The sequence below is a fragment of the Frigoribacterium sp. PhB116 genome, from assembly GCF_004364285.1.
Classification (GTDB): domain Bacteria; phylum Actinomycetota; class Actinomycetes; order Actinomycetales; family Microbacteriaceae; genus Frigoribacterium.
On the sequence record NZ_SOBE01000003.1, the window covers coordinates 223751 to 248582 of the forward strand.

The following is a 24832-nucleotide window of genomic DNA, read 5'->3' on the forward strand; positions in this document are numbered from 1 at the left end:
CCACCCCGACGCCGACCACGTGTGAGGCGCGCCGAGCCGGGGTAGGGCACGAGCACCGACACGAGAGGACGCCTCCATGACGACCTGGGCCCCTGGCACCCGCCCCGACGACGCCGTCGACGCGCGCCCGCACGACGACGTCGCGCCCGACGACGCGCACGACCACCGGCCCGGCCCCGCCGTCGGCAGGTCGGCGGCCGGCGGCGTGCTGACCGTCCTCGACCCCAGCGACGGGTCGACGGTGGGCGAGATCCGCGAGGCCGACCGCGACGAGGTCGTCGAGGCCGTGCGCCGGGCGAGGGCCGCCCAGCACGGCTGGGAGCGCACGCCCGCCGCGGACCGCGGCGCCCAGCTGCACGGCGCCGCCGCGGCCCTCCGCGAGCACGCCGCCGAGCTCGCCGCGCTCAACCAGCGCGAGACCGGCAAGCCGTTCGACGACTCCCTCGGCGGGGTGCTCGCCGGTGCCGACACCCTGCGCCAGTACGCCGAGCTCGGGCCCGTGCACCGCGGCCTCAGCCTCGTCGGGGGCCGAGAGTCCGCCGACTTCACGATCGACCAGCCCCGGGGCGTCGTCGCGGCGATCACCCCCTGGAACGACCCCGTCGCCGTCGCCTGCGGCCTGATCGGTGCCGCGCTCGTCACGGGCAGCACGGTCGTGCACAAGCCGAGCGAGCGCTGCCCGCACGTCGGCGAGCTGCTCGGCCGCGTGCTCGCCGAGACGCTGCCGCCCGACGTGCTCGTCACCGTCTCGGGAGGCGGCGGCGTGGGCGCCGCGCTCACCGAGCAGCCGGGCGTCGACGCCGTCGCCCACGTCGGCTCGACCGCGACGGGCCGGCGCATCGCGCGCATGGCCGCGCTGACCGGCGCCCACGTCGTGCTCGAGAACGGCGGCAACGACGCCCTCATCGTCGACGGCGACGTCGACCCCGTCTGGGCGGCGGAGCAGGCGGCGATCGGCTCGTTCGCCAACGCGGGCCAGATCTGCACCAGCGTGGAGCGCATCTTCGTGCACCGGGACGTCGCCGCCGCATTCGTCGAGGCGCTCGTCGCCGAGGCGGCCCGGCGCCACGACCGGCTCGAGATGGGCCCGCTCGTCGACGCCCGCCTCCGTGCCGAGGTGCAGCGCCAGGTCGACGAGGCCGTCGCCGACGGGGCGACGGTCGAGATCGGCGGCACGACCCCCGAGGGCCCGGGGTCGTGGTGGCCCGCCACGGTGCTGACGGGCTGTCGGCCGCACATGACGATCATGCAGGAGGAGACCTTCGGCCCCGTCGCCCCCGTGCAGGTCGTCGACGACTTCGACGAGGCCCTGCGCCTCGCCTGCCACGACCGCCACGGGCTCGCGGCGACCGTGCTCACGGGCTCGATCGCGCACGCGAACCGGGCTCTGGCCGACCTGCCCGTCGGCACCGTCAAGATCAACGCCGTCTTCGGCGGAGCACCGGGCGGATCAGCCCAGCCGCGCGGCGAGAGCGGCTCCGGCTACGGCTACGGCCCCGAGCTGCTCGACGAGCTGACGCTGACGAAGGTCGTGCACTACGGGGTCCCCGTGCTCGCGGCCGACGGCGGGCACCAGGAGGTGCGGGGCACCTCCTCGGCACCGCTCGCCGCGGGCGACCAGGTCGGGGGCCAGGACTCGGCCGAGGCGCCGCACGGCGCCGCCACGACCGGCACCTCCACAGGCCGCACCCGGCACCCGCAGGAGCCCGCCGAGGGCGGCGACCCCGACGACACGGCGCACACCGGCACCGGCAGGGGTGAGGACGACGCCGAGCCCCGCGTGCACCCCTCCTCCCCCGCCGAGGGCGACTGACGTGGCGGGCCCGATCGACCTCGGCCAGGTCCGGGGGCTGAGCCCCGAGGTGGTGCGCGCCCTGCGCGACGCCGCCCCGGTCGTCAGCGTCGTCGGCGACCTCGTGCTCGACGGCTGGTGGCAGGGCACGACCGAGCGCATGACGCGCGAGGCTCCCGTGCCCGTCGTCGAGGTGGCCGACCGCCGGTTCGTGCCGGGCGGCGCCGCCAACACGGCGGTCAACCTCGCCGCCCTGGGCGCGCGGGTGCGGCTCGCGGGGATCGTCGGCGACGACGAGGCCGGCCGACGGCTCACCGAGCTGCTCGCCTCGCACGGCGTCGACACCACGGGAGTGGTGCGCGTGCGCGGCCGTGCCACCGTCGCGAAGAACCGGGTGCTCGTCGACGACCAGGTGCTCATCCGGCTGGACGACGTGGAGTCGGAGCCCGCGCCGGCCGCCTCCCTCGCGCTGCTCGCCGAGGCCGCGCTGGCGCAGGCCCACGGCGCCGACGCCGAGCTCGTCTGCGACTACGCCTCCGGGTGCCTCACCGGCCTCGTGCTCGACGCCCTCGTCGCCCGGCCCGCCGCCGACCGCCCCCCGCTCGTCGTGGTCGACGCGCACGACCTCGCTCCCTGGGCGCGGCTGCGGCCCGACCTCGTCACGCCGAACGCGGGCGAGAGCGGGGCCCTCGCGGGGATCGCGATCGGCGACTCGCTGCCCACCGACGTCCGCGTCGAGCGCGTCGAGGCCGCCGCCTCCTCGTTGCTCGAGCGCTCGGGGGCGGGCGCCGTCGTCGCGACGCTCGACCACGACGGGTCGATGCTGCTCGTGCACGGCGGCGCGACGGCGGGTCAGCCCGACGTCGCCCTCGACCGCGGCGACGGCAGCCCGCAGGAGGCGCGGGTGCAGCACCGGACCTGGGCGCGCCGGGCGCGCGAGCGGCAGGCCTCCGGCGCGGGCGACTCGTTCGTCGCCGCGCTGACCGTCGGACGGGCAGCCGGCCTCCCGCTGACGACGAGCGTCGACCTGGCGCAGGCGGCGGCGGACGTCGTCGTGCGGCGCTTCGGCACCTCCGTGTGCTCGACGGACGACCTCGTCGGGCACGTCGACCGCACCGGCGACCTCATGCTGGGCCTGGACGAGCTGGCGCGCCGGCTCGACGAGGAGCGGGCGGCGGGCCGACGCGTCGTCCTCACGAACGGCTGCTTCGACGTGCTGCACCGAGGCCACACCACCTACCTGACGCAGGCGAAGCAGCTCGGGGACGTGCTCGTCGTCGCGCTCAACGACGACGACTCGACCCGGCGTCTCAAGGGCCCCGGCCGACCGATCAACGCGCTGGCCGACCGGGCCGGCGTGCTGTCCGCGCTGAGCTGCGTCGACTACGTCACGTCGTTCGCCACGGACACGCCGATCCCCCTGATCCGTCGCGTCCGACCCGACCTCTACGCGAAGGGCGGCGACTACACGCCGCAGATGCTCGAGGAGACGGCCTCGGTCGTCGAGGGAGGCGGCGAGGTGCGCATCCTCGACTACGTCGCCGACCACTCGACGACGGGCATCGTCGACCGCATCCGCCAGTCGCACGGCGCCGGCGCCGATGGCGACGGCCCGGGACGGGGACGCGCGTGAGCGGCAGCCGGCGCTGGTCGGGGGCGTGGGCGTCGGCGTCGGGATCGGTCCTCGACGCGCAGGGGGCGCCTCCTGCGCTCGTCGACGTGCTCGTGCCCACCGCCGACCGCCCGGCAGAGCTGGCGGTCACGCTCGCCGGGCTCGCCGCCCAGGACGACCCGCCGTTCTCGGTCGTGGTCAGCGACCAGTCCGAGGGCGAGCCCGACTGGGCGCACCCGGCGGCGCAGGCCATGGTGCGGGTGCTGCGCGCGCAGGGACGCTCCGTCGAGACGCACGTCCACCTGCCGCGTCGGGGCCTCGCCGAGCACCGCCAGTCGCTGCTCGAGCGGGCGACGGCACCCGAGGTGCTGTTCCTCGACGACGACGACGTCTGGCTCGAGCCCGGCGCTCTCCACCGGATGCACGACGCCCTGGACCGGCTCGGCTGCGGCTTCGTCGGCTCGGCGGTGCAGGGCCTGTCGTACCTGGACGACGTCCGGCCGCACGAACGGGAGGCCTTCGAGCTCTGGTCCGGGGAGGTGCTGCCCGAGCGCGTCCGGCGGGACACGCCCGCGTTCTCCCGCTGGCGGCTGCACAACGCCGCGAACCTCGTCCACGAGGCGGCTCGGCTCGGCGTGCCCGAGGGCGACTGGGAGGCCTACCGGGTGGCCTGGGTCGGGGGCTGCGCGCTGTACCGCAGGGACGTCCTGCTCGAGGCCGGCGGCTTCGGGTTCTGGGACGACCTGCCGCGCGACCACGCGGGCGAGGACGTCGCCGCCCAGTGGCGCGTCATGCAGGCACGAGGAGGCGCGGGCATCGTCCCCAGCGGTGCCGTCCACCTCGAGGCGCCCACCACCGTGGAGCGCCGCGACGTCGAGGCGACAGACCTGGTCGACCTCGACACCCCGGCCGGACCCGGCCGGGCCACCCCGAGATGAAGGAGGCGACCGTCATGGCCGACACCCCGAACCCCATCCAGATGCAGAAGTACCTCAGCGGCGTGGACTACCCGGTCTCGAAGGAGGACCTGATCGCCACGGCGAGGGAGCAGGGCGCGCCCGACGACGTCGTGTCGGCGCTCGAGGCGCTCGACGGAGACTCGTTCGACGCGCCGACCGACGTCAGCAAGGGCGTCTCGGAGGAGTAGCTCGCCGCCGTGGGACACGGCACGGGACCGCCCGTCGTCGGGGACGGCGGGCGGTCCCGTGCGTTCGTCGACGCGGGTCAGACCTCGTCGGGCGAGGGCGCCTGCGTCGGGACGTCGTCGCCGCCCCGGTCGCCGTCGGCGCGCTGCTCGACGTCGTCGTCGACCGAGCCGTCGGCGTCGAGGTCGTAGTCCTCGCCCTTCAGCACCTGGTCCCACTTCTGGGCGTCGTCGGGGTTCGAGTCGGGGTTCTGCGGGGTGATGGGGACGCTGCTCATGGTGACCTCCTCGGTCGGTCGTGGTCCCCTCGACGGTAGGCGCGCCTCCCCGCGCTGTCCGCCCCCGGCTACGACGAGGTGCCGACGATGCGGACGTCGATCGTCGGGGCCGGCAGCTGCTGCGCCTCGAGGTGCCCGAGGAGGCGAGCCGCGACCGCCCGCGCGACCGCCGGCCCCGAGGCGGCGTCGTCCACGGCGAGGTCGAGCACCACCCGCGTCTCGTCGTCGGTGACGGCGAGCGTCACGAGCGGCCTCGGCCGACCCGGGGTCCCGTCGGCCGCGCCGGCCGAGGCGGGCACGCCGGCCGCGGCGGCACCGGTCACGACCGCGCCGGCCGCACCGGTCACGCTGGCGACGGCTGCCCGGAGTCCGCCGAGCGCCTGGCGGGCGATCTCGACCGCACCAGGCCGGGCGTGCACGCGGGCGACGCCGTCCGTCTCCGCCGCCAGCGCCCCGAGCTCGAGCGCGAGGTCGTCGAGCCGGTCCTGCGGCACGGTCGCGACGCCGTCGGCACCCACGGCCGGGCCTGCGCCCGTACCAGCACGGTCGTCGATCGTCGGGTCGTCCATCACAGTCCTGCCTCTCGGGCCTCGAGGTGCACGTCGCGCACGGTGACGTCGAGGGACTCGACGACGATCTCGGTCTGCCGAGCGAGCGCCTCGGACACGGCCTCGCGCACGAGCTCGGCGACTCGCCGCAGGTCGGCGCCGTAGACGACGCTCACCGCCACGTCGACCCGGATCGGCGCGTCGACGACGCCCACGTCGCCGGCCAGCCCGCACGAGATGACGACGGCACCCGGCACCGCGTCGCCGGCCTCGCGGACGAGCGAGCGCACCGCGCCCTCGGTGATGTGCAGGGTGCTGCGGACGTCGGGCGACGCGAGCGGGATGTCGCGCCCCGTGCGCGACTCGAGCCGGACGCGGTCCATGACGCTCGCGATCCACGACGGGTCGGGTGCCGGAGCCGTCGCGACGTCGCTCTCGACGAGCTCGGACGACAGCGCCCGCAGCCGCTCGAGCGCGAGGAGCTGCGCCAGGCACTCGGGGTCGTCCTCGATGAGCGGGTCGTACGGCTCACGGCCGGCGTCGAGGTAGTCGGCGAGCCGCTCGGTCGGGACCGAGTCGCCCCCCGAGCCCGAGCCGCCGCCCGTCAGCGGGCCCTCGGCGGGGCCGTCGCTCGGCTGCGCGGAGGGCGAGAAGGGCGTCGGGTCGCTCATCGCCAGGCCTCCATCTCTCGGGTCAGTGACTCTCGGGCACGGGCGAGCTGGCCCCTCACGGCGGTCACGGACGAGCCGGTCCGCTCCGCGATGTCAGCGTACGACTCGCCGCCGACCTCGCGCATGGTCCACACGCGGCGCTGGGCGGCGGGCAGCCGGCCGAGCGCCTGGCGCAGCGCGACCATCGCGTCGGACGACTGCGCCCGCCGTTCGGGGTCGTCGTGGGCGCCGTCGGTCGAGGGCACCTCCAGCTCGTCGACGTCGGCGGCGGGACGGCGACGACGGATCAGGTCGAACGCCTTGCGCGACACGATCGTCATCATCCAGCCGCGGACGGCGTCGGGGGCCTGCAGGCCCGGGAGCTCACGCCAGATGGTGATCGACGCCTCCTGCACCGCGTCGGAGGCGTCGGCCCGGGACGAGGTCAGCCGCGTCGCGTAGGCGGTCATCAGCCCGAGGTGGCGCCGCAGCAGCACCTCGAAGGCCCGTTCGTCGCCCTCCGCGGCACGGGACGCGAGCGTGCCGTCGGCAGCCTCGGTGAGGTCGATCGACACGGTGCCTCCTCTGTGCGGCGAGCCCCGGCAGGGCGTTCGATGGAACGACTGGGACGGATTCCGTGACGATCAGGTCGCGGCGTGCGTCTCGTCCATGACTACACCAGCCTCTCGCAGAACGGAGCCACCATGGCCGACACCACCCCGACCACCCCCACCGCCGCCACGACGCCGACCGGCCTCGCGACGGACGGCCCGACGCCCGGCCGCACGGTCGTCGCCGACGCCGTCGTCGCCAAGGTCGCGGGCATCGCCGCCCGTGAGGTGCCCGGCGTGCACGCCCTCGGTGGCGGGGCGGCCCGCGCCTTCGGCGCCCTCCGCGACGTCGTCGGCAGCACGGACCTCGGCCAGGGAGTCCGCGTCGAGGTCGGCGAGACCCAGGTCGCGGCCGACGTCACGATCGTCGTCGAGTACCCCGTCGCCATCAGCCAGGTCGCCGACCAGGTCCGCGAGTCCGTCGCGGCCGCCATCGAGCAGCTCGTCGGCATGGACGTCGCCGAGGTCAACGTGTCAGTCACCGACGTGCACATCCCGGGCGACGACGACGAGGTCTGACGTCGACCGGGCGCACGGCCCTCAGCGCACCGCCCTCAGCGCACCGCGAGCACGATCTTGCCGAGGTGCTGCCCCGCCTCCATGCGCTTGTGGGCGGTCGCGGCGAACTCGAGCGGGTAGACGCTGTCGAGCACCGGGCGCACCGTGCCGGCGGCGACGAGCGGCCAGACGTGCTCGCGGACCTCGGCCATGATCGCGCGCCGCTCCTCGAGGGGGCGGGCACGCAGGGTCGTGCCCCAGATGCGTGCGCGCGCGGCCATCAGCCGCCCCACGTCGATCGTCGCGGCCGTGCCGCCCTGCGTCGCGATCACCATGACGCGGCCCCCGGGGGCGACCGCCTCGACGTCGCGCGCCAGGTAGTCGCCGCCGACGAGGTCGAGCACGACGTCGACGCCGCGCCCGTCGGTGAGCTCGTGGACGACCTCGACGAAGTCCTCCTGCTTGTAGTCGATGCCGCGGGCCGCGCCGAGCTGCTCGCAGAACGCGGTCTTCTCGGCCGAGCCGGCGGTCGCGTAGACGGTGGAGCCGAGGGCCACGGCGAGCTGGATCGCGATCGACCCGATGCCGCTCGACCCGCCGTGCACCAGCAGGGTCTCGCCCGGCTGCAGCCCGGCTGACATGAACACGTTCGACCACACGGTCGCGAGCGCCTCGGGCAGACCCGCCGCCTCGACCAGGTCGAGCCCCTTCGCGTAGGGCAGCAGGAGGCCCTCGTCGACGGCCACGCGGTCGGCGTAGCCGCCGCCGGACAGCAGCGCCAAGACGTAGTCGCCCAGGGAGGCGCCCGTCACCTCGCTGCCCACGCTCACGACGGTGCCGCTCACCTCGAGCCCCGGCCACGCGGGCGCCCCGGCCGGCGACGGGTAGTGCCCCTCGCGCTGCGAGACGTCGGCGCGGTTCACGCCCGCGGCGGCGACGTCGATCACGACCTCGTGGGGGCCGGCGACGGGCTCGGGGACTTCGCTGACGACGAGGGCGGAGGGCCCTCCGGGAACGGGGACGGTGACGGCGCGCATGCCTCCATCCTCCCCCTGCGGGGCGGGACCAGGCTCGCCGGCTCCGTCCCGTGGCGCGACCGGCGCCTCCTACGGCCTGTCAGGCCAGGCGGCGACGAGCACCTTGCCGCTGACCGACGAGTCCCGGGCGACGTCGAAGGCCCGGGCCGCGTCGGCACTGTCGACGACGTGCGTGACGACCGTGCCGAGCGACGGGTCGGCGTCGAGCATCCGCACGGCCTCGTCGATCTCGTCCCGGAACCGGAAGACGCCGAGCACGGTGAGCTCCTTCGAGATCGCGGGCGCGAGGTTGACCGGGCGGGCGACGTCCGGCACCATCCCGACCTGCGCGACGACGCCGAGGCGACGGGCGGCGACGAAGGCGGCGCTGACGGCCGGCGCGGCGCCCGAGCACTCGAGCACGACGTCGAACGAGTCGGCGGGGACGGCGTCCTCCCCGAGCCGGAGGACTTGGTCGGCGCCCACGGCGAGCGCCCTGGCCAGGGGCTCGGGCAGGACGTCGACGACGGTCACGTGCGCCGCACCGCGGGCACGGGCCGCGGCGGCGGCGAGCAGGCCGATCGGGCCGGCCCCGGAGATGAGGACCCGGGCGCTCCGGACGTCGCCGACCCGGCTGACGGCGTGCAGGGCGACGGCGAGCGGCTCGGCCAGGGCCGCGCGCTCGAGCGGCAGCGTGGCGGGCAGAGCCCGCAGCATGCCCGCGTCGACCACGAGGTACTCGCTGAGGGCGCCCTGCGTGTGCGGGTGCGTCGAGGCGCTGCCCAGGTAGGAGCCGCCGGGCCACAGGTGCGGCGCCTCCTCGGTGCCCTCGGTCGGGGTGCCGAACCGGGCAGGGTGCACGGTGACGGGGGTCCCGGGTGCCCACTCGCCGCTCGGGTCGAGGTCGACGCGTCCCGACAGCTCGTGGCCGGGGGCGAGGGGCTCCTCGACGACGAAGGCACCGTTGGCACCCTCGAAGTAGTAGTGCAGGTCGGAGCCGCAGATGCCGACGAAGTCGACGCGGAGGCGCACCTCGCCCTCGCCGGGCTCGGGCGTCGGGACCTCGCGCTCCGTCAGGACGGTCGCGGAGTCGATCTGGATGGTCTTCACGGTCGTTCTCCTCTGTGGGCGGGTCGGTTCTGCGTGCTCGTCGGACGACGCACGGGGACGACGCGCGTCAGACGACGCCCGTCATGCCGCCGTCGACGAAGATGTTCTGCCCCGAGACGAAGTCGCTCGCGCTCGACGCGAGGTAGATCAGCGTCCCCGTGAGCTCCTCGACGCGGCCCCAGCGACGCGCCGGCGTGCGCTGCCGCAGCCAGGAGTCGAAGGTCTCGTCCTGCCAGAGGGCCGTGTTCATCTCGGTCGCGAAGTAGCCGGGCGACAGGGTGTTCACCTGGACCCCGTGCCGGGCCACGTCGGCCGCCATGCCGCGGCTCAGCTGGGCGACCCCGCCCTTGCTCGCCGAGTACGGCGCGATGGTCTCGCGCGCCAGCATCGACTGCACGCTCGCGACGTTGACGATCTTCCCCGAGCCGCGCTCGACCATGCCGGGCGCGACGAACCGCGAGACGTAGAACACGCTCGACAGGTTGGTGGCGACGACGGCGTCCCAGTCCTCGACGGGGAACTCGGTGAACGGCGCGCGCTTCTGCACGCCGGCGTTGTTGACCAGGACGTCGGGCACGCCGTGCTCGGCCACGAGCTCCCCGACGGCCGCCTCGACGGACGCGGCCTCGGTGACGTCGAAGACCGTCGTCGCGGGCCGCGTCCCCGTGGCCGCCTCGAGGGCGTCCTGGGTCTCGCGCAGCGCACCGGCGTCGCGACCGTGCACGATCACCTCGGCCCCCGCCTCCGCCAGCGCCAGGGCGAACGAGCGACCGAGTCCGCGGGAGGAGCCGGTCACGAGGGCGAGCCGGCCGGTGAGGTCGAACAGGGACGAGGTCATGGTTCTCCTTGGTGGTTCCGGGCGGTCCGGACGGTCGGCGTGGTCGATGCGGTCGGGACGGCCCGGGCCGTCGGGACGGCCCGGGCGGTCGGTCAGACCAGCGAGCCGACGGCGAAGACGAGCAGCGCCGCGGCGAAGCCGAGCACGGACTCGACGCCCTGCTGCACGGTCCACACGCGCAGGGTGGTCTTCACGTCCATGCCCATCAGCCGGCCGACGAGCCAGAAGCCCGAGTCGTTGACGTGGCCGGCGAAGACCGAGCCCGCAGCCGTGGCGAGCACGACGGCGGCCAGCTGGACGGCGTTGAGGTCGGCCAGGGCGACGGCCGGGGCCACGAGGCCCGCGGCGGTGACGAGGGCCACGGTCGCCGAGCCCTGGGCGAGGCGGAGGATCGCGGCGATGATCCACGCGGCCACGATGACCGGCAGTCCGAGGTCGCCCAGCACGTCGGCGAGGGCGTCGCCGATGCCCGAGGCGCGGAGGACGCCGCCGAACATGCCGCCGGCGCCGGTGATGAGCACGACCGAGCAGATCGGGCCGAGCGCGCTGTCGAGCACCTTCTCGAGAGCACTGCCGCCGACGCCGCGGGCCCGGCCCAGGACGACGGCCGCGACGAGGACGGAGATGAGCAGCGCGATGCCGCTGGTGCCGATCAGGACGAGCGCCTGCACCCAGGTGGCGTCGGGGTCGACGACCCCCACGGAGCCGAGCGAGCTGAGCCCGGTGTTCAGCAGGATCAGGACGAGCGGGACGGCGAGGACGGCCATGACCGTGCCGGCCTTGGGCGGGTTCGCGGCGTGGACGTCGTCCTTCTCGCTGCCGAAGAGGGACAGCACGGGCAGCGGGATGCGCTTGTTGACGTACTTGGCCCACAGGTAGCCCGACACGTACCAGACGGGGAACACGATGACGAGGCCCGCGACGAGCACGATGCCGAGGTCGGCGCCGAGCAGCTCGGTCGCCGAGACCGGGCCGGGGTGCGGCGGCAGGAACACGTGCATGACCGAGAAGGCCGCGGCGGAGCTGATGCCGTAGAGCAGCAGCGACTTGCCGCCCATGCGGCGGGCCACGGCGAAGACGATCGGCAGCATGACGATCAGCCCGGCGTCGAAGAAGATCGGGAAGCCCATGATCAGCGAGGCGAGGCCGAGGGCGAACGGCGCGCGCTTCTCCCCGAAGACGTCGACCATGCGGTCGGCGAGCACCCGGGCGCCGCCCGACGACTCGACGAGCCGCCCGAGCATGGCCCCGAGCCCGACGAGCAGCGCGACGGAGCCGAGGGTGCTGCCGAAGCTCGTGACGAGCAGGTCGGCGATGGCGCCCGTGGGGATGCCCGTCGCGAGGGCCGTGAGCGCCGCGACGATGACGAGGGTGAGGAACGCGTGCAGCTTGAACTTGATGACGAGCACCAGGATCAAGGCGATCGCCCCCGCGGCGATCGCGAGCAGCGGTGCCGCCCCCAGGGTCTGTGTCCAGTCGTCCATGTCGATCTTCTCCGTTGAATACCGTGGGCTGCGCCCGTCGAGTCCGTGGTCGAGGCGCACAGGAGGTGCGCGACCGCGGTGAAGGCCAGGGTGCCACCAAAGGTAGTACTTTTCAAGTCGTGCCGAGCTCGCGGCCTACGACAGGATGACCCTCATGACTTCTCGCCCCGGGCCCGAGGGGACGCACGCCCGGCTCGTGCAGGCCCTCGGCGGCCGCATCGCCTCGGGCGACCTGCCCGCGGGCACCGTGCTCACCCTCGCCGCCCTCGAGCTCGAGTTCGGGGCGTCCCGGACGTCCGTGCGCGAGGCGGTGCGCGTCCTCGAGTCGCTCGACCTGATCCGGTCGCGCCGACGGGTGGGGATGACCGTGCAGCCACGGGCGTCGTGGCGGGTGCTCGACGCGCAGCTCATCCGCTGGACCCTGGCCGGCCCGCTGCGGCAGCGGCACCTCGTCGAGCTGATGGAGCTGCGCGCCGCGCTCGAGCCGGTCGCCGCCCGGCTCGCGGCCCGGAACGCCACCGACGACCAGCGGGCGGGTCTCGTGCGCCTCGCCTCCGAGCTCGACGACCTCGGCCGGGCCGGGCGGGGCGACTCGTCCGAGTACCTCGCGGTCGACGTCGCGTTCCACTCGCTGCTGCTCACCGCCAGCGGCAACCTCCTGTACGCCGAGCTCGCCGCCCCGGTCCGCGAGATCCTCGGGGGGCGCGCCGACCTCGGCCTCACACCGGCCGTCCCCTGGCCGGGCACCCTCGACGCCCACGTCGCGGCCGCGCGCGCGGTCGCCGACGGCGACGGCGACGCGGCCGAGCACCAGGTGCGCACCCACATCGCCATCGTCAGCCACGAGGTCGAGGAGGCGCCGAGCGCCGAGGCGGACCAGGCGGCTGACTAGGCTGACCGCGTGCTGCTCTCCGACCACGACATCAAGCTCGAGCTCGACGCCGGGCGCATCGGCCTCGACCCGTACGACTCCTCGCTGATCCAGCCGTCGAGCATCGACGTGCGGCTCGACCGCCTGTTCCGGCTGTTCGACAACCACAAGTACCCGTTCATCGACCCGGCTGCCGAGCAGCCCGAGCTGACGCGCCTGGTCGAGACTCCCGCCGACGAGCCGTTCATCCTGCACCCGGGCGAGTTCGTCCTCGGCAGCACCTACGAGCGCGTCACGCTGCCCGACGACGTCGCCGCCCGCCTCGAGGGGAAGAGCTCGCTGGGCCGCCTCGGCCTGCTGACGCACTCGACGGCCGGCTTCATCGACCCCGGCTTCACCGGGCACGTCACCCTCGAGCTGTCGAACGTCGCGACGCTGCCGATCAAGCTCTGGCCGGGCATGAAGATCGGGCAGCTCTGCTTCTTCCGGCTGAGCTCGCCGGCCGACCACCCCTACGGCTCGGGCGAGTACGGCTCCCGGTACCAGGGCCAGCGCGGACCGACCGCGAGCCGCTCGGCGACGAACTTCGTCCACACGGACGTGTCCGCGCGCGACTGAGCCCCGGAGGGCTCAGCCCTGCAGGAGGCGCGGCTCGGCTGAGCAGGACGCTCGGCCGAGCTGCACCGATCAGGCCCCGGGAGGCGTGAAGGGCACCGGTCCGATCTGGGCCCGGAACGCGAGCACGTGGTCCATCACGACCAGGGCGAGCATCGCCTCCACGATCGGCGTCGCACGGATGCCCACGCAGGGGTCGTGCCGCCCGAAGGTCTCGACGCTCGTCTCGTTCCCCGCGCGGTCGATCGAGCGCTGGGGCGTCCTGATCGAGCTCGTCGGCTTGATCGCGACCGAGACCCTCAGGTCCTGCCCGGTCGAGATCCCGCCGAGCACGCCGCCCGCGTCGTTCGTCTCGAAGCCGTCGGCGGTCAGGGCGTCGCCGTGCTCGCTGCCGCGCTGCGAGACGCTGTCGAAGCCCGCCCCGATCTCGACGCCCTTGACGGCGTTGATGCCCATCATCGCGGCGGCGATGTCCGCGTCGAGCTTGGAGAACAGGGGCTCGCCGAGGCCCGCGGGCACGTTGCGGGCGACCACGTCGATGCGGGCGCCGCACGAGTCGCCGGCCCGGCGCAGCTCGTCCATGCGCTCCTCGAGCCGCGGCACGATCGCCGCGTCGGGGGCGAAGAACGGGTTCTGCGAGATCTGCGACTCGTCGGTGAAGGGGACGGCGATGTCGTCGAGCTGGCTCATCCAGCCGGTGAACGAGATGCCGCCCTGCTCCTGCAGCCACTTGCGCGCGACGGCGCCGGCGGCGACCATCGGCGCGGTGAGGCGGGCGGAGGAGCGGCCGCCGCCACGAGGATCGCGCACGCCGTACTTGCGCCAGTACGTGTAGTCGGCGTGGCCGGGGCGGAACGTGTCGAGGATGTTGCCGTAGTCCTTGCTGCGCTGGTCGACGTTCCGGATCATGAGGGCGATCGGGGTGCCCGTGGTCTGCCCCTCGTAGACGCCGGACAGGATCTCGACGGCGTCGGGCTCCCTGCGCTGCGTGACGTGGCGCGAGGTGCCCGGGCGGCGGCGGTCGAGCTCCCCCTGGATGTCGGCCTCGGTCAGGGCGAGGCCCGGAGGGCACCCGTCGATGACGCAGCCGATGGCGACGCCGTGCGACTCGCCGAAGTTCGTGACGCGGAAGAGTTCACCGAAGGTGCTGCCAGACATGGGACGACCTTACGGCCCCCACGTCTCGAGCGATGGAGAGAAGGGGGTGCGAGTGGGGACCCGACGCCCTCACCCGCACCCCTCGCAGCCGCGACCGGGACCCGACGTCCCTGCGCTTGCCGCGTGTACGACTCGCGATCCTGAACCCAAATCGCGAGGCCCCCTCATTCTGCGTCGTGTCGGGCCCTCCTGGCCACCAGGTGGTCACGAAACGAAGGAGGAGGACAGGGAGCGAAGGAGGCGCCGGATCGGGTCACCTGACGCCCTCGTCCCTGCCCCCGGTCCCGTCGACCGCTCAGGACTCGAGGGTCTCGCGCGGGGTCCGGCCGAACTGCGTCGAGTAGAGCGCGGCGAACCGCCCGGGGTTCGCGAAGCCCCAGCTCAGCGCGATCCCGGCCACGGTGTGCCCGAGCGTGGGGTCGCCGAGCACGAGGTCGGCATGCGCACCGCGCAGGCGAGCCGCGCGCAGGGCCGCCATCGGGGTCGTGTCGAGGTGGCGACGGAACGCCAGCTGCAGCCCTCTCGGGGTCAGGCGGGCCGCCTCCGCGATCTCGACGATCCCGATGTCGTCGTGCGCGTGCTCCTCGACGAAGGCGAGCGCTCGACGGACGGTGGACGGCAGGGCACGCGCGTCGGAGGACCGGCCCGTCCCCACCACGTTCGTGTCGTAGGCCTCGACGAACGCCGTCACGAGCGAGCGGAACGCGGCCGACCGCACCAGCGGGCTCGCCATCGCGGCGTCGTTCGAGAGCACCCCGTCGAGCACGTGCCGGGTCGTGCTGCCCCAGTGCTCGCCCAGGGCCTCGGAGACGGGCTCCATCGCGAGGGTCTGCAGCCCCTCCGGCGGCGTCGTGAGCGACAGGCCGGCGAGCTCGCGCTCCACGGCGGCCCGGTCGAGCATCACCTGGCCGAGGTGCATGTCGTCCCAGCGGTGCTCCTTGACGCGGTCGCTGGGGAACACGAAGCGGTCGCCCGTCTGTGCCCGCAGGTCGGCCCTGCCGTCCGCGAGGCCGTAGCGGCCGCCCAGGACGCGGCTGATGCAGAAGAACTCGGGCAGCGGCTCGCTGACGGCGTGCAGCTGTCCCCTGTAGTGGATCTGGCCCATCGCGAACCGGTCGTCGCCGGAGACGACCCGGCCGAAGCTGAAGTCGGGGCCGGCCTCGGGAGTGAGGTCGCGGAGACGGTAGATGCGGCTGATGATGGAGTGCGCGACCGCGGGGTCCGAGGTCTCGACGCCGCGCACCCGAGGGTCGTCGAAGTCCGGGCGACGGGAGCCCGCGCGGGTCCAGGCCGTGGGCGTCGCAGGACTGGCCATGCGCCCCTCCAGGCGGTGCGGCGGAGCACGAGGTGCTCTCGTGGGCGACGAGGCCCGTGGTCGACGCACCTCGCACGCATCGGCCTGATCCACCGATGCCGCGATGCTACCTCGCAGGCTCGTCTCGGGCGACTCTCACCCGACCGCCTGGTATCGAGCGTCTCCCGGTGCCGGGCCGACGCCTCCTCGGGCACGGCCACGAGCTCGCGGCGTAGCGTCGGGGCATGGACTACAGGACCCTCGGGAACAGCGGTGCCTCCGTGTCGGAGCTGACACTGGGCACCATGACGTTCGGCGCAGAAGCCGACGAGACCACCTCTCACCAGATCCTCGACGCGTTCGTCGCGGCCGGCGGCACGCTCGTCGACACCGCCGACGTGTACACGGCAGGGACCTCGGAGGAGATCATCGGGCGCTGGCTCGCCTCGCACCCCACGGAGGCGGCGCAGGTCGTGCTCGCGACGAAGGGGCGGTTCCCGATGGGGGACGGCCCCAACGACGTCGGCCTCTCGCGCCGGCACCTCGCGACGGCGCTCGACGCGTCGCTCAGCCGGCTCGGCGTGGAGCACGTCGACCTCTACCAGATGCACGCCTGGGACGCCTTCACCCCGATCGACGAGACGCTGCGGTTCCTCGACGACGCGGTCACCGCGGGCAAGATCGGCTACTACGGCTTCTCGAACTACCTCGGCTGGCAGCTGACGAAGGCCGTCGCCCGGGCCCAGGCGCTCGGCTTCGCGCCGCCCGTCACGCTGCAGCCGCAGTACAACCTGCTCGTCCGCGACATCGAGCACGAGATCGTGCCGGCCTCGCTCGACGCCGGCATCGGCCTGCTGCCGTGGTCGCCCCTCGCCGGCGGCTGGCTGAGCGGCAAGTACCGTCGCGACGAGGCACCCACCGGCGCGACCCGCCTGGGCGAGGACCCGGGGCGGGGCATGGAGGCGTGGGAGGCGCGCAACGGCGACGAGCGGACCTGGTCGGCCATCGAGGCCGTCGCCTCCGTCGCGGACGCGCACGGCGCCTCCTCGTCGCAGGTGTCGCTCGCGTGGCTGCTGCGGCAGCCCGCCGTGACCTCGGTGATCCTGGGCGCGCGCACGGTCGCGCAGCTCGACGACAACCTCGGCGCCTCCGACCTCGCGAAGCTGCTCACCGACGACGAGCTGGCCCGCCTCGACGCGTCGAGCAGCCCGCGCGTCGACGACTACCCGTACGGGACCGCCGGCGTCGCGCAGCGCGACCGCAAGCTGACCGGCGGCCGCTGAGCCGCTGATCCGCTGGTCCGCGGCCGCTGAGCCGCGCAGAGCGAGGCTCAGGCGACGCGAGAACGACGAACCGACGTGGGAGACCACGTCGGTTCGTCGTCCTGGCGGAGGGACAGGGCCTCTAGGAGGCGCGCGTCGCCTCCCCGCGGGCGCGGGCCGAGCCGCTCCGCTCGGCGCGCACCCGCAGCACGAGCACGACGACCAGCACGACGGCGGCGGCGACCAGCGCGGTGACCCCCGCGGCGGTGTCGAGGGGCTGCCCCGAGAACCGACCGACGGCGACCCACGCCAGGCCCCAGACCAGCGAGAGCATCGGGGCGATCCGCCCCCGTCCGACGACGGCGACCGCGACGCCCGAGAGCCCGGCGACCGCGAGGACGACCGTCGACCAGAGCCCGCTCGGCAGCCCGAACCCGTCGAAGCCGGACTCGACGAGGGCCGCGGCGACGTTGGCGGCCGTCGCGACCGACACCCAGCCAAGGTAGAGGCCCATCGTCCCGTCGGTGACGATCGCGTCGACCCGGCTGCGGGTGGGCGTGTGGACGACGAGCAGGAAGATCCGGACCAGGACGGCGAGCAGCGCGACGATCACGACGACGCTGAGCCAGACCTGGCCGAGCTGCACGGCGGCGAACAGCCAGCCCGCGTTGAGCAACATGGAGGCGGCGACCCAGTAGCCGAGGCGACGGTGCCGGTCGACGGCCCGCTGGCCGGGCAGCGCCTGGTAGACGGCGTAGGCGACGAGGCCGGCGTAGATGACCGACCAGATCGAGAAGGCCGTCGTCGCCGGGGCGATCGGCGTCGCGTCGGCGCTGAGCGCGCCGCCCGAGGCTCCCGACACCGAGGTGCCGCCGAAGGCCCCCGAGCCGACCGCGGCCAGGACGATCGCGAGCACGGCGCCCACGACGACGACGACCTGACGGACGACGTCGGCGGACGCAGGAGGTGCGGTGGCGGAGGCGGGACGGCTCGCTGCTGTGCTCATGCCGCCGACGCTATCCCCGCCCGATCTCTTAGCAACTGAATCATCAGCGATCTCCCAGCCCGCGCCTCCCGCGCCCGCCCCTTCGACAGGCTCTTCTCCGCAAATGCCGACCGTGAGTGCGCAGATCGCCCGACAAAACGGGGATCTCCCACTACAAGAGCCCCGACGGTCGGCATGTGCGGGCCTGCGCTCAGGCGGCGGGGCGCCAGCGGCGGAGGAGCTGCGCGTTCAGCGCCACGATGACCGTCGACAGGCTCATGAGCACCGCTCCGGCGGCCGGCGACAGCACGAAGCCGACCGGCGCGAGCACGCCCGCGGCCAGCGGCACCGAGAGCACGTTGTAGCCGGCGCCCCAGACCAGGTTCTGGATCATCTTGCGGTAGCCGACCCGCGACAACGAGATCACCGAGAGCACGGCACGCGGATCGCTCGAGGCGAGCACGACGCCCGCCGACTCGACCGCGACGTCGGTGCCCGCGCCGATCGCGATCCCCACGTCGGCCCGAGCCAGCGCGGGAGCGTCGTTGACGCCGTCGCCCACCATCGCCACGCGCTGGCCGCGCTGCTGCAGCTCGGCGACGCGGGCGTCCTTCTCGTCCGGGCGCACCTCCGCGAAGACCTCGTCGATGCCGAGCTCGCGCGCGACCGAGTCTGCGACCTGCCGCGCGTCACCCGTCACCATCGCGACGCGGACCCCGGCGTCGTGCAGCCGGCGCACCGCCTCGGCCGACTCGGGCCGGACCTCGTCGCGCAGCGCGAAGGCCGCCACGACGCCGCCCGAGCGCACGAGCCACAGCACAGCCGCGCCGTCACCGCGCCACGGCTCCGTCGCGGCCGCGAGGTCGGCGGGCGCCTCGAGCGCCAGGTCGCGGAGCAGCCCGGGACCTCCGACCGCGACGTCGACCCCGTCGACGCGGGCCGAGACGCCGCTGCCGGTCAGCGAGCGGAACGACTCGACCCGCGCCTCCTGCGGGGCAGCCGCAGCCTCAGCCGCCGCGGCACGCACCAGCGCGCGGGCGACCGGGTGCTCGCTGTCGCGCTCGGCGGCCGCGGCGAGGCGCAGGGCCTCGTCGCCCGTCAGCCCCCCGGACGAGGAGGCGGTGGCCACGTCCGTCACGCCGGGCTCGCCCTTCGTGAGGGTGCCGGTCTTGTCGAACAGCACGGTGTCGACCGTGCGCATGCGCTCGAGGGCGAGGCGGTCCTTGACGAGGACGCCCGCCCGGGCGGCGCGCTCGGTCGAGATCGCGATCACCAACGGGATCGCGAGCCCGAGGGCGTGCGGGCAGGCGATGACGAGCACGGTCACGGTGCGCGTGATCGCCTGGTCGAGGTCGCCGAGGAGGAGCCACACGACGAAGGTGACCACCCCGGCACCCGAGGCGAACCAGAAGAGCAGGGCGGCGGCGCGGTCGGCGAGCGCCTGGGCGCGCGACGACGAGGCCTGGGCCTCGGCGACGAGCCGCCGGATGCCCGCGAGGGCCGTCTCGTCGCCGACCGCGGTGACCCGGACCCTCAGGGCGCCGTCGGTCGCGACGGTGCCCGCGACGACGCGGTCGCCCTCGCCGCGCGCGACGGTCCGGGACTCGCCCGTGATCATCGACTCGTCCATCTCGGCGGAGCCGTCGACCACGACGCCGTCGGCGGGCACACGGGCGCCCGAGCGCACGAGCACGACGTCGCCCGCGACGAGGTCGGCGAGCGCCACCTCGGTCGTCGCGCCGGAGCCGGTGCCGGGGCCGGTGCCGTCGCCCGAGTCCGTGCCGGAGGTGCCGTCGACACGGTCGGCCGTGTCGGGCAGCAGCGCGGCGAGGGCGTCGAGGGCACCGGAGGCGGCGCCCAGGGCCCGCATCTCGATCCAGTGCCCGAGCAGCATGATGACGACGAGGAGCGCGAGCTCCCACCAGAAGTCGAGGTCGAGGCCGCCGATGCCGAGCGTCGTCGCCCAGCTCGCGACGAACGCGACGGTGATGGCCATCGCGATGAGGAGCATCATCCCCGGCTGCTTCGCCCGTGCCTCCGCGACGCCTCCGCTGAGGAACGGCCAGCCGCCCCACGCGAAGAGGAACGTGCCGAGCACCGGCGAGATCCACTCGGAGCCGGGGAACGACGGGACGTCGTAGCCGAGCAGCCCGGCGAACATCGAGCTGAAGGCGACCACCGGCACGGCGACGACGAGGCTGACCCAGAACTTGTCGCGGAACTGCGCGGCGTGGTCGCCGTGGCCTCCGTGGCCTCCGTGGCCGTGGTGGCCGGCGTGCGCGTCCTGCCCGGCGTGCGCGTCGTGGCCGGCGTGCGGGTCGTGCCCCGCGTCGACGCCCGCGGCCTCCTGGCCGTGGTCGGCCGTCGCGAGTCCCGAGTGGTCGGTGCCGACCTGCTCGTCGTCGCCGGGGGCGTGGTGGTCGTGCGCAGCGCTCATCCCCATACCCTAGGGGGGTATCGTGCGCGACGTCCAGGACTCGGGACGACCGCCTCCTCGACCGTCAGCCCCCTCTCTGTCAGCCCCCTCGACGGATCAGCCGCCGACGGGCGGGCCGACGATCAGCAGCAGGACGAAGACGACCACGACGGCCGCGAGCAGCAGCACGACCGCGAGCGCGAGGTGCCCGAGCACCCAGCGGAGGAGGCGGTCGAGCGGCCGGCGGTCGCGCGGGTCGCCGGTCGCCTCACGCCGCCAGTCGCCGTCGAGCCCGCTGCGGCGGTCGATCCAGCGCTCGACGGGCAGCGAGGCGAACGGCACGACGGCGCTCGCGAGGGCGAGCACGGTCACCCCCGGCGACCAGCGCTGGTTCACGGCGACGACGACCCCCGCGACCAGGTAGGCGAGGAACACGAACCCGTGGATCGGCCCCGCGACGCTGACGGGCCAGTCGCCCACCTTCGCGACGTACTTCAGCAGCATCCCGCCGATCAGCAGGGCCCAGGTCACGACCTCGGCGACAGCGAACGAGCGGAAGAGGGCGCGGGGCGACATGGCGGCTCCTGGTGAGGGGGTCGGTGGGCCTCCATGGTCGCAGCACCGCCCTGGACGCCGCCTCCCCCGGTGCAGCGCCTGCACCGCCGCCCGTCCCCACGACCACGAGAGGCCCCGGACCGACCTCCGAGCACCTCCGGACGTCGCTCCGAGGCCTCTCGACCCGACCCGAGGGGCGAAGGAGGCGCGGCGTACGGTGGACGGATCGACGACGACCACGAAGGGGACTCCATGAGCGACCGCGACGCCGAGCAGCACCGCCCGCACGACCGACACGAGCGCCCCGGTGCGACGCGCCCCGCCGCCGACGGTCGGTCGCGAGGCAGGCTGCGCCTGCAGTGGCCGACCTTCCGCGGGTCGCCGTTCCTCTGGGGCGTGCTCGCGTTCCCGCTGTTCCTGCACCTGGTCACGGCCGCCGTCTCGCTCGGCCGCGGCGAGGCGCCCACGCCGTTCGGCATCGTGTTCCTGGTGCTGGTCGCGGTCGTGTTCGTCGTCTGCCTGGTCGGCGTCGTGCAGACGCTCCGGCACCCGCGGCCCTCGCGGCCGTCGTGGCTCGACGAGGGCGACCCGCGCGCCTGACCCGGCCCGCGCCTCCTCCATCGCGACGGGCGGGCCAGGCGGGCAGGTCAGGCCGCGTCGCGGGCAGGCTCGGCGGGCTCGCGCAGGGCCGGGCAGTGCTCGGGCGTCGGGTGCCGCGCGATCTCGACCATGCGGTCGAGGGCGTCGCGCGCGGCCGAGAGGTCGGCCATCGCCGCGGTGATGCGCCGACGCTCCGCCTCGAGCACGGCGAAGACCTCGGGCGAGCTCGTGCCGGAGTCGACGCAGGGCAGCAGCTGCAGGATCGTGCGGCTCGGGAGCCCCGCCGTGAAGAACTGCTGGATCAGCTGCACCCGCTCGACCGCCGCCTCCGCGTAGCTGCGCTGGCCGCTGCTCGTGCGGTCGGACTCGAGCAGGCCCTGCTCTTCGTAGTACCGCAGCGCGCGCGTGCTGACGCCCGCTCGCTCTGCCACCTCGCCGATGCGCATCCATGCCCCTGTTCTTCTTGGAAGGCGTCTCGGCCTGGTCCGCGTGTCGGACTTGCCCTTGACGTCAACGTGAAGTCCTAGCGTAGCCGACGCCGGGCCAGCCGAGACTGCCCGGCCGACCGTCCACGACCAGGAAGACACCACGCATGAACATCGACATCACCGGCCAGACCGTCCTCGTGACCGGGGCCAACCGCGGCATCGGCCGCCAGTTCGTCCTCGAGGCGCTCGAGCGCGGCGCCGCCAAGGTCTGGGCGACGGCGCGCCGGACCGAGACCCTCGACTTCGCCGACCCTCGGGTCGTGCCGCTGCAGCTCGACCTCACCGACCACGACTCCGTGGTGGCCGCCGCCGTCGCGGCCCACGACGTGACCGTGCTCGTCGACAACGCCGGCATCGCGACCGGCGCGTCGCTGATCACCGGCGACCTCGTCGACGCCCGCCGCGAGATGGACACGCACTACTGGGGCACCCTCGACGTGATCCGCGAGTTCGCCCCCGTGCTCGCGGCCAACGGGGGCGGTGCGATCGTCAACGTCCTCTCCGCTCTCTCGTGGTTCGCCGCTCCCGGCAGCGGGGCCTACGCCGCCGCCAAGGCCGCCGAGTGGAACATGACCAACGCCGTCCGGCTCGAGCTCGCCGCCCAGGGGACGCTCGTCCAGGGCGTGATGCTCGGGGCCGCGGACACCGACATCACGGCGAACTACGACGGACCGAAGATCGACCCGCGCGACGTGCCCCGCAGCTCGTTCGACGGCCTCGCCGCCGGTGCGATCGAGGTCGTCGTCGACGACTGGAGCGCGATGGTGAAGGCGTCGCTCGCCGGCGACCCCGCCGAGTTCTACGCGAAGATGCGCGAGCTGCTCGGCTAGACGCCGCCGAAGCGCTCCGTACGGACGCGGGTCGGGTCGTGGCCGGCGTCGACCAGCCAGCCTGCGACGGTCTCGACGAACGAGTTCGTGCCGCAGACGTAGACGAGCGGGTGCACGGACGCCGGCAGCACGAGGTCGAGCAGCTCGTCACGGGTGAGCCTGCCGGAGGCGCGGGTCGCCCCTGCAGGAGCCTCCCGCGTGAAGACCCAGTCGACCTGCACCTCGCCCGCCGACTCCTCGGCGAGCGCCGCCAGCTCGTCGCCGAACCAGCGGTCGGCCGGCGTCCGGACGGAGCAGAGCAGCCGCATCGGCGGCGGCCCGGCCGAGCCGGCCGCACCGGCCGCACCGGCCGCACCGGCCGCAGCAGCGTCAGCGTCAGCAGCACCAGCCCCCGCGGCCCTGGCACGCACCATCGCGACGAGCGGGGCGATGCCCGACCCTCCCCCGATCAGCTGCACCGGCGACCGGCCCGGTGCCGGAGCCCCGTCCGGCTCGGGCAGCACGGCGTGCACCGCCGAGTCGGGGTCGAACTCGGTCGGCGGCCAGACGAACCAGCCGCCGATCGGGCCGCGCACCTCGACGGGGTCGCCGACCTCGGCCGCCGAGACGAGGTACGGCGAGACCTCGCCGTCGGGGAGCTCCTCGACGGTGAGCTCGATCTGCGGTGCCCGGCCCGCGCCTCCTGCGCTCGCCCGCACGTCCGACGACGAGTCGTCCGACGGCGAGACGTCCGACAGCGTGACGTCCGACAACGAGTACGAGCGGACGGCCTGGTAGCCGTCGTCCGCGGTGAGGCGGACGTCGACGTGCTGACCAGCCCGGGCCGGTCGCAGCCCCGGCACCTCGAGCACGATCGAGCGCCCGGTCGGCGTCTGCCCTGCCGCGGCGACGATCGTCGCCGGCATCCACCTGAAGGGGTCAGCGGGCAGCGACGCCGACGAGGAGGCAGGCGCGCCGTCGTCCGACGAGCTCACGCGTAGCGCTGTTCGCGCCAGGGGTCGCCGAGCGCGTGGTAGCCCATGCTCTCCCAGAAGCCGCGGCGGTCGGAGGCCATCGTCTGGATGCCCTGCACCCACTTCGCGCTCTTCCAGAAGTAGAGGCCGGGCACGAAGAGCCGGGCCGGGCCGCCGTGCTCGGACCCCAGGGGCTCGCCCTCGTAGGTGTCGACGACCCAGGCCTTGCCGCCCAGCAGCTCGCTCAGGGGCAGGTTCGTCGTGTAGCCGCCGTAGCTCGTCGTCATCGCGAACTCGTGCGTGGTGTCGAGGCCGTCGAAGAGGGTGTCGAGCGAGACGCCCGACCAGTGCGTGCCGAGCTTCGACCAGCTCGTGACGCAGTGGATGTCGGTCTCGATCTGCTCGTGCGGCAGCGCCTGGAAGTCGGCCCAGCTGAGCGAGCGGCTGCCCTGCTCGGTGCCGAGCTGCAGCTCCCACCGCTTGATGTTCGGGGTCGGGCCGGCCGACAGCACCGGGAACCCCTTCTCGAGGTGCTGCCCCGGCGGGAGGCGCGGGTCGGCCTCGCGACGTCGGCCGAAGCCCGTGAAACCTGCCATGGTGCGCCTCCTCGTGGTCGACGCCAGGCTAGCCGTCCCGACCGACACCTGGTCGGGCCGAACGGTCGGCGGCTCAGGCCCTACGGCAGCTCGAGGGAGACGGGCTCGGCGCCCTCCTCCGCGGGGACGACGTCGACCGTGACGGGACGACCGTCCACGCCGGCGGGGAGCTCGTGCTCGGACACGGCCGGCACGTAGTCCATCGTGCACATGCCCGGGTCGGCAGGCGCGAGCCGCACGGTCACGGCGTCGGCACCGGCCGCCTCGACCGACTCGACGGCAGGCGGGCAGGTCGAGCTGCCGAAGAGGGTCAGGGAGAACGACGTCCCCTCGTCGAGCCAGGCCACCGAGGGGCCGCCCTCGGCGGCGCCGTCGTCCGTGCCGTCGCCGTCGCCGTCGTCCGCCGGCCCCGACGGGGTCGACGACCCGGTCGGCGCCGCCCCCGCGTCGGGTGCGCCGCCCGGCCCGGCCTGCGCGCAGGCGCCCAGGAGGAAGGTCGCCGCGACCGCCACGAGGGCGATGCGGGCGGCGGCAGGTCGTCGGTGGGGTGTCGTCTCGGCCATTCAGCCATGGTGCCAGGGCCGTCCACGACCGCGCGCCTCCTCCGTGCCCGGCCGCGGTCGAGGCG

27 protein-coding genes are annotated in these 24832 nt (G+C 74.4%); 10 read left to right on the forward strand and 17 right to left on the reverse strand.

What is annotated here, in order from left to right:
* Positions 1–76: 76 nt before the first annotated feature.
* Genes EDF20_RS12375 through EDF20_RS12390 form a run of 4 tightly spaced genes read left to right on the forward strand, consistent with a single transcriptional unit; the run spans position 77 to position 4551 of the window.
* The gene (locus tag EDF20_RS12375) at positions 77–1813 is read left to right on the forward strand and encodes an aldehyde dehydrogenase family protein (RefSeq protein WP_208292640.1); all 1737 of its coding nucleotides are present in this window, start codon (positions 77–79) and stop codon (positions 1811–1813) included.
* Between the two features lies 1 nt (position 1814).
* Positions 1815–3425 carry a D-glycero-beta-D-manno-heptose 1-phosphate adenylyltransferase gene (gene rfaE2, locus EDF20_RS12380; RefSeq protein WP_243833479.1) on the forward strand — a complete coding sequence of 537 codons (1611 nt, stop codon included), beginning with the start codon at positions 1815–1817 and terminating at the stop codon, positions 3423–3425.
* On the forward strand, positions 3422–4342 hold the full coding sequence (locus EDF20_RS12385; protein ID WP_133738868.1) for a glycosyltransferase family A protein: 921 nt from the start codon (positions 3422–3424) through the stop codon (positions 4340–4342). Before rfaE2 ends, EDF20_RS12385 begins: the two co-directional genes overlap by 4 nt.
* Positions 4343–4356: 14 nt before the next feature.
* Complete coding sequence (locus EDF20_RS12390; RefSeq protein WP_123548582.1) at positions 4357–4551, forward strand: DUF2795 domain-containing protein; 195 nt, start codon at positions 4357–4359, stop codon at positions 4549–4551.
* A gap of 77 nt (positions 4552–4628) precedes the next feature.
* On the opposite strand, the gene EDF20_RS12395 is transcribed toward EDF20_RS12390, so the two are convergent.
* The 4 genes from EDF20_RS12395 to EDF20_RS12410 form a co-directional block, all read right to left on the reverse strand.
* A complete protein-coding gene (locus tag EDF20_RS12395; protein ID WP_133738869.1) occupies positions 4629–4826 on the reverse strand; it encodes a hypothetical protein in 198 nt (65 codons plus the stop codon).
* A 68-nt stretch (positions 4827–4894) separates the two neighbouring features.
* Positions 4895–5395 (reverse strand): hypothetical protein, encoded by a 501-nt coding sequence (locus EDF20_RS12400; RefSeq protein WP_133738870.1) that lies wholly within the window; start codon positions 5393–5395, stop codon positions 4895–4897.
* Positions 5395–6045 (reverse strand): Asp23/Gls24 family envelope stress response protein, encoded by a 651-nt coding sequence (locus EDF20_RS12405; protein ID WP_133738871.1) that lies wholly within the window; start codon positions 6043–6045, stop codon positions 5395–5397. Before EDF20_RS12405 ends, EDF20_RS12400 begins: the two co-directional genes overlap by 1 nt.
* Positions 6042–6599, reverse strand: a complete 558-nt coding sequence (locus tag EDF20_RS12410) for a sigma-70 family RNA polymerase sigma factor (protein ID WP_133738872.1) — start codon at positions 6597–6599, stop codon at positions 6042–6044. Before EDF20_RS12410 ends, EDF20_RS12405 begins: the two co-directional genes overlap by 4 nt.
* Positions 6600–6728: 129 nt before the next feature.
* Here EDF20_RS12410 and EDF20_RS12415 point away from each other — a divergent pair, with 129 nt between their 5' ends.
* Positions 6729–7154, forward strand: coding sequence for an Asp23/Gls24 family envelope stress response protein (locus EDF20_RS12415; protein WP_133738873.1), 426 nt, complete (start codon positions 6729–6731; stop codon positions 7152–7154).
* A gap of 35 nt (positions 7155–7189) precedes the next feature.
* On the opposite strand, the gene EDF20_RS12420 is transcribed toward EDF20_RS12415, so the two are convergent.
* The 4 genes from EDF20_RS12420 to EDF20_RS12435 all read right to left on the reverse strand — a co-directional run bounded on the left by EDF20_RS12420 (position 7190) and on the right by EDF20_RS12435 (position 11581).
* Entirely contained in the window at positions 7190–8170 is a 981-nt protein-coding gene (locus EDF20_RS12420; protein WP_133738874.1) for an NAD(P)H-quinone oxidoreductase, read from the reverse strand.
* Between the two features lie 69 nt (positions 8171–8239).
* The gene (locus EDF20_RS12425) at positions 8240–9259 is read right to left on the reverse strand and encodes a zinc-binding dehydrogenase (protein ID WP_133738875.1); all 1020 of its coding nucleotides are present in this window, start codon (positions 9257–9259) and stop codon (positions 8240–8242) included.
* 67 nt (positions 9260–9326) lie between these two features.
* Positions 9327–10097 carry an SDR family oxidoreductase gene (locus EDF20_RS12430; RefSeq protein ID WP_133738876.1) on the reverse strand — a complete coding sequence of 257 codons (771 nt, stop codon included), beginning with the start codon at positions 10095–10097 and terminating at the stop codon, positions 9327–9329.
* A 92-nt stretch (positions 10098–10189) separates the two neighbouring features.
* Positions 10190–11581 carry a GntP family permease gene (locus tag EDF20_RS12435; protein ID WP_123548405.1) on the reverse strand — a complete coding sequence of 464 codons (1392 nt, stop codon included), beginning with the start codon at positions 11579–11581 and terminating at the stop codon, positions 10190–10192.
* 154 nt (positions 11582–11735) lie between these two features.
* Here EDF20_RS12435 and EDF20_RS12440 point away from each other — a divergent pair, with 154 nt between their 5' ends.
* Both EDF20_RS12440 and dcd read left to right on the forward strand, forming a co-directional pair.
* Positions 11736–12473, forward strand: a complete 738-nt coding sequence (locus EDF20_RS12440) for an FCD domain-containing protein (RefSeq protein ID WP_133738877.1) — start codon at positions 11736–11738, stop codon at positions 12471–12473.
* A gap of 9 nt (positions 12474–12482) precedes the next feature.
* Positions 12483–13070, forward strand: coding sequence for a dCTP deaminase (gene dcd / locus EDF20_RS12445; protein WP_123548404.1), 588 nt, complete (start codon positions 12483–12485; stop codon positions 13068–13070).
* Between the two features lie 69 nt (positions 13071–13139).
* Here dcd and aroC read toward each other — a convergent pair whose 3' ends face one another.
* Entirely contained in the window at positions 13140–14225 is a 1086-nt protein-coding gene (aroC, locus tag EDF20_RS12450) for a chorismate synthase (RefSeq protein WP_123548403.1), read from the reverse strand.
* A 295-nt stretch (positions 14226–14520) separates the two neighbouring features.
* Positions 14521–15540, reverse strand: a complete 1020-nt coding sequence (locus EDF20_RS12455) for a helix-turn-helix transcriptional regulator (RefSeq protein ID WP_133738878.1) — start codon at positions 15538–15540, stop codon at positions 14521–14523.
* A 224-nt stretch (positions 15541–15764) separates the two neighbouring features.
* On the opposite strand from EDF20_RS12455, the gene EDF20_RS12460 reads away from it, so the two are divergent.
* A complete protein-coding gene (locus EDF20_RS12460) occupies positions 15765–16802 on the forward strand; it encodes an aldo/keto reductase (RefSeq protein WP_133738879.1) in 1038 nt (345 codons plus the stop codon).
* Between the two features lie 121 nt (positions 16803–16923).
* Here EDF20_RS12460 and EDF20_RS12465 read toward each other — a convergent pair whose 3' ends face one another.
* The 3 genes from EDF20_RS12465 to EDF20_RS12475 all read right to left on the reverse strand — a co-directional run bounded on the left by EDF20_RS12465 (position 16924) and on the right by EDF20_RS12475 (position 20758).
* Complete coding sequence (locus EDF20_RS12465; RefSeq protein WP_133738880.1) at positions 16924–17787, reverse strand: tryptophan-rich sensory protein; 864 nt, start codon at positions 17785–17787, stop codon at positions 16924–16926.
* 190 nt (positions 17788–17977) lie between these two features.
* Positions 17978–20203 carry a heavy metal translocating P-type ATPase gene (locus EDF20_RS12470; protein WP_133738881.1) on the reverse strand — a complete coding sequence of 742 codons (2226 nt, stop codon included), beginning with the start codon at positions 20201–20203 and terminating at the stop codon, positions 17978–17980.
* A 96-nt stretch (positions 20204–20299) separates the two neighbouring features.
* Positions 20300–20758, reverse strand: a complete 459-nt coding sequence (locus EDF20_RS12475) for a DUF3817 domain-containing protein (RefSeq protein WP_123548399.1) — start codon at positions 20756–20758, stop codon at positions 20300–20302.
* 231 nt (positions 20759–20989) lie between these two features.
* Between EDF20_RS12475 and EDF20_RS12480 the strand changes: the two genes are divergently transcribed.
* Positions 20990–21337 (forward strand): hypothetical protein, encoded by a 348-nt coding sequence (locus EDF20_RS12480; protein WP_123548398.1) that lies wholly within the window; start codon positions 20990–20992, stop codon positions 21335–21337.
* Between the two features lie 47 nt (positions 21338–21384).
* On the opposite strand, the gene EDF20_RS12485 is transcribed toward EDF20_RS12480, so the two are convergent.
* Positions 21385–21783 (reverse strand): MerR family transcriptional regulator, encoded by a 399-nt coding sequence (locus tag EDF20_RS12485; protein WP_123548397.1) that lies wholly within the window; start codon positions 21781–21783, stop codon positions 21385–21387.
* A 152-nt stretch (positions 21784–21935) separates the two neighbouring features.
* Here EDF20_RS12485 and EDF20_RS12490 point away from each other — a divergent pair, with 152 nt between their 5' ends.
* On the forward strand, positions 21936–22655 hold the full coding sequence (locus EDF20_RS12490; protein WP_123548578.1) for an SDR family oxidoreductase: 720 nt from the start codon (positions 21936–21938) through the stop codon (positions 22653–22655).
* Here the strand turns inward: EDF20_RS12490 and EDF20_RS12495 are convergent.
* The 3 genes from EDF20_RS12495 to EDF20_RS12505 form a co-directional block, all read right to left on the reverse strand.
* Positions 22652–23629, reverse strand: a complete 978-nt coding sequence (locus tag EDF20_RS12495) for an oxidoreductase (RefSeq protein WP_233569175.1) — start codon at positions 23627–23629, stop codon at positions 22652–22654. The two genes, EDF20_RS12490 and EDF20_RS12495, sit on opposite strands and share 4 nt — an antisense overlap.
* The gene (locus EDF20_RS12500; RefSeq protein WP_123548396.1) at positions 23626–24204 is read right to left on the reverse strand and encodes a molybdopterin-dependent oxidoreductase; all 579 of its coding nucleotides are present in this window, start codon (positions 24202–24204) and stop codon (positions 23626–23628) included. Before EDF20_RS12500 ends, EDF20_RS12495 begins: the two co-directional genes overlap by 4 nt.
* A gap of 80 nt (positions 24205–24284) precedes the next feature.
* On the reverse strand, positions 24285–24767 hold the full coding sequence (locus EDF20_RS12505; protein WP_123548395.1) for a hypothetical protein: 483 nt from the start codon (positions 24765–24767) through the stop codon (positions 24285–24287).
* Positions 24768–24832 lie beyond the last annotated feature (65 nt).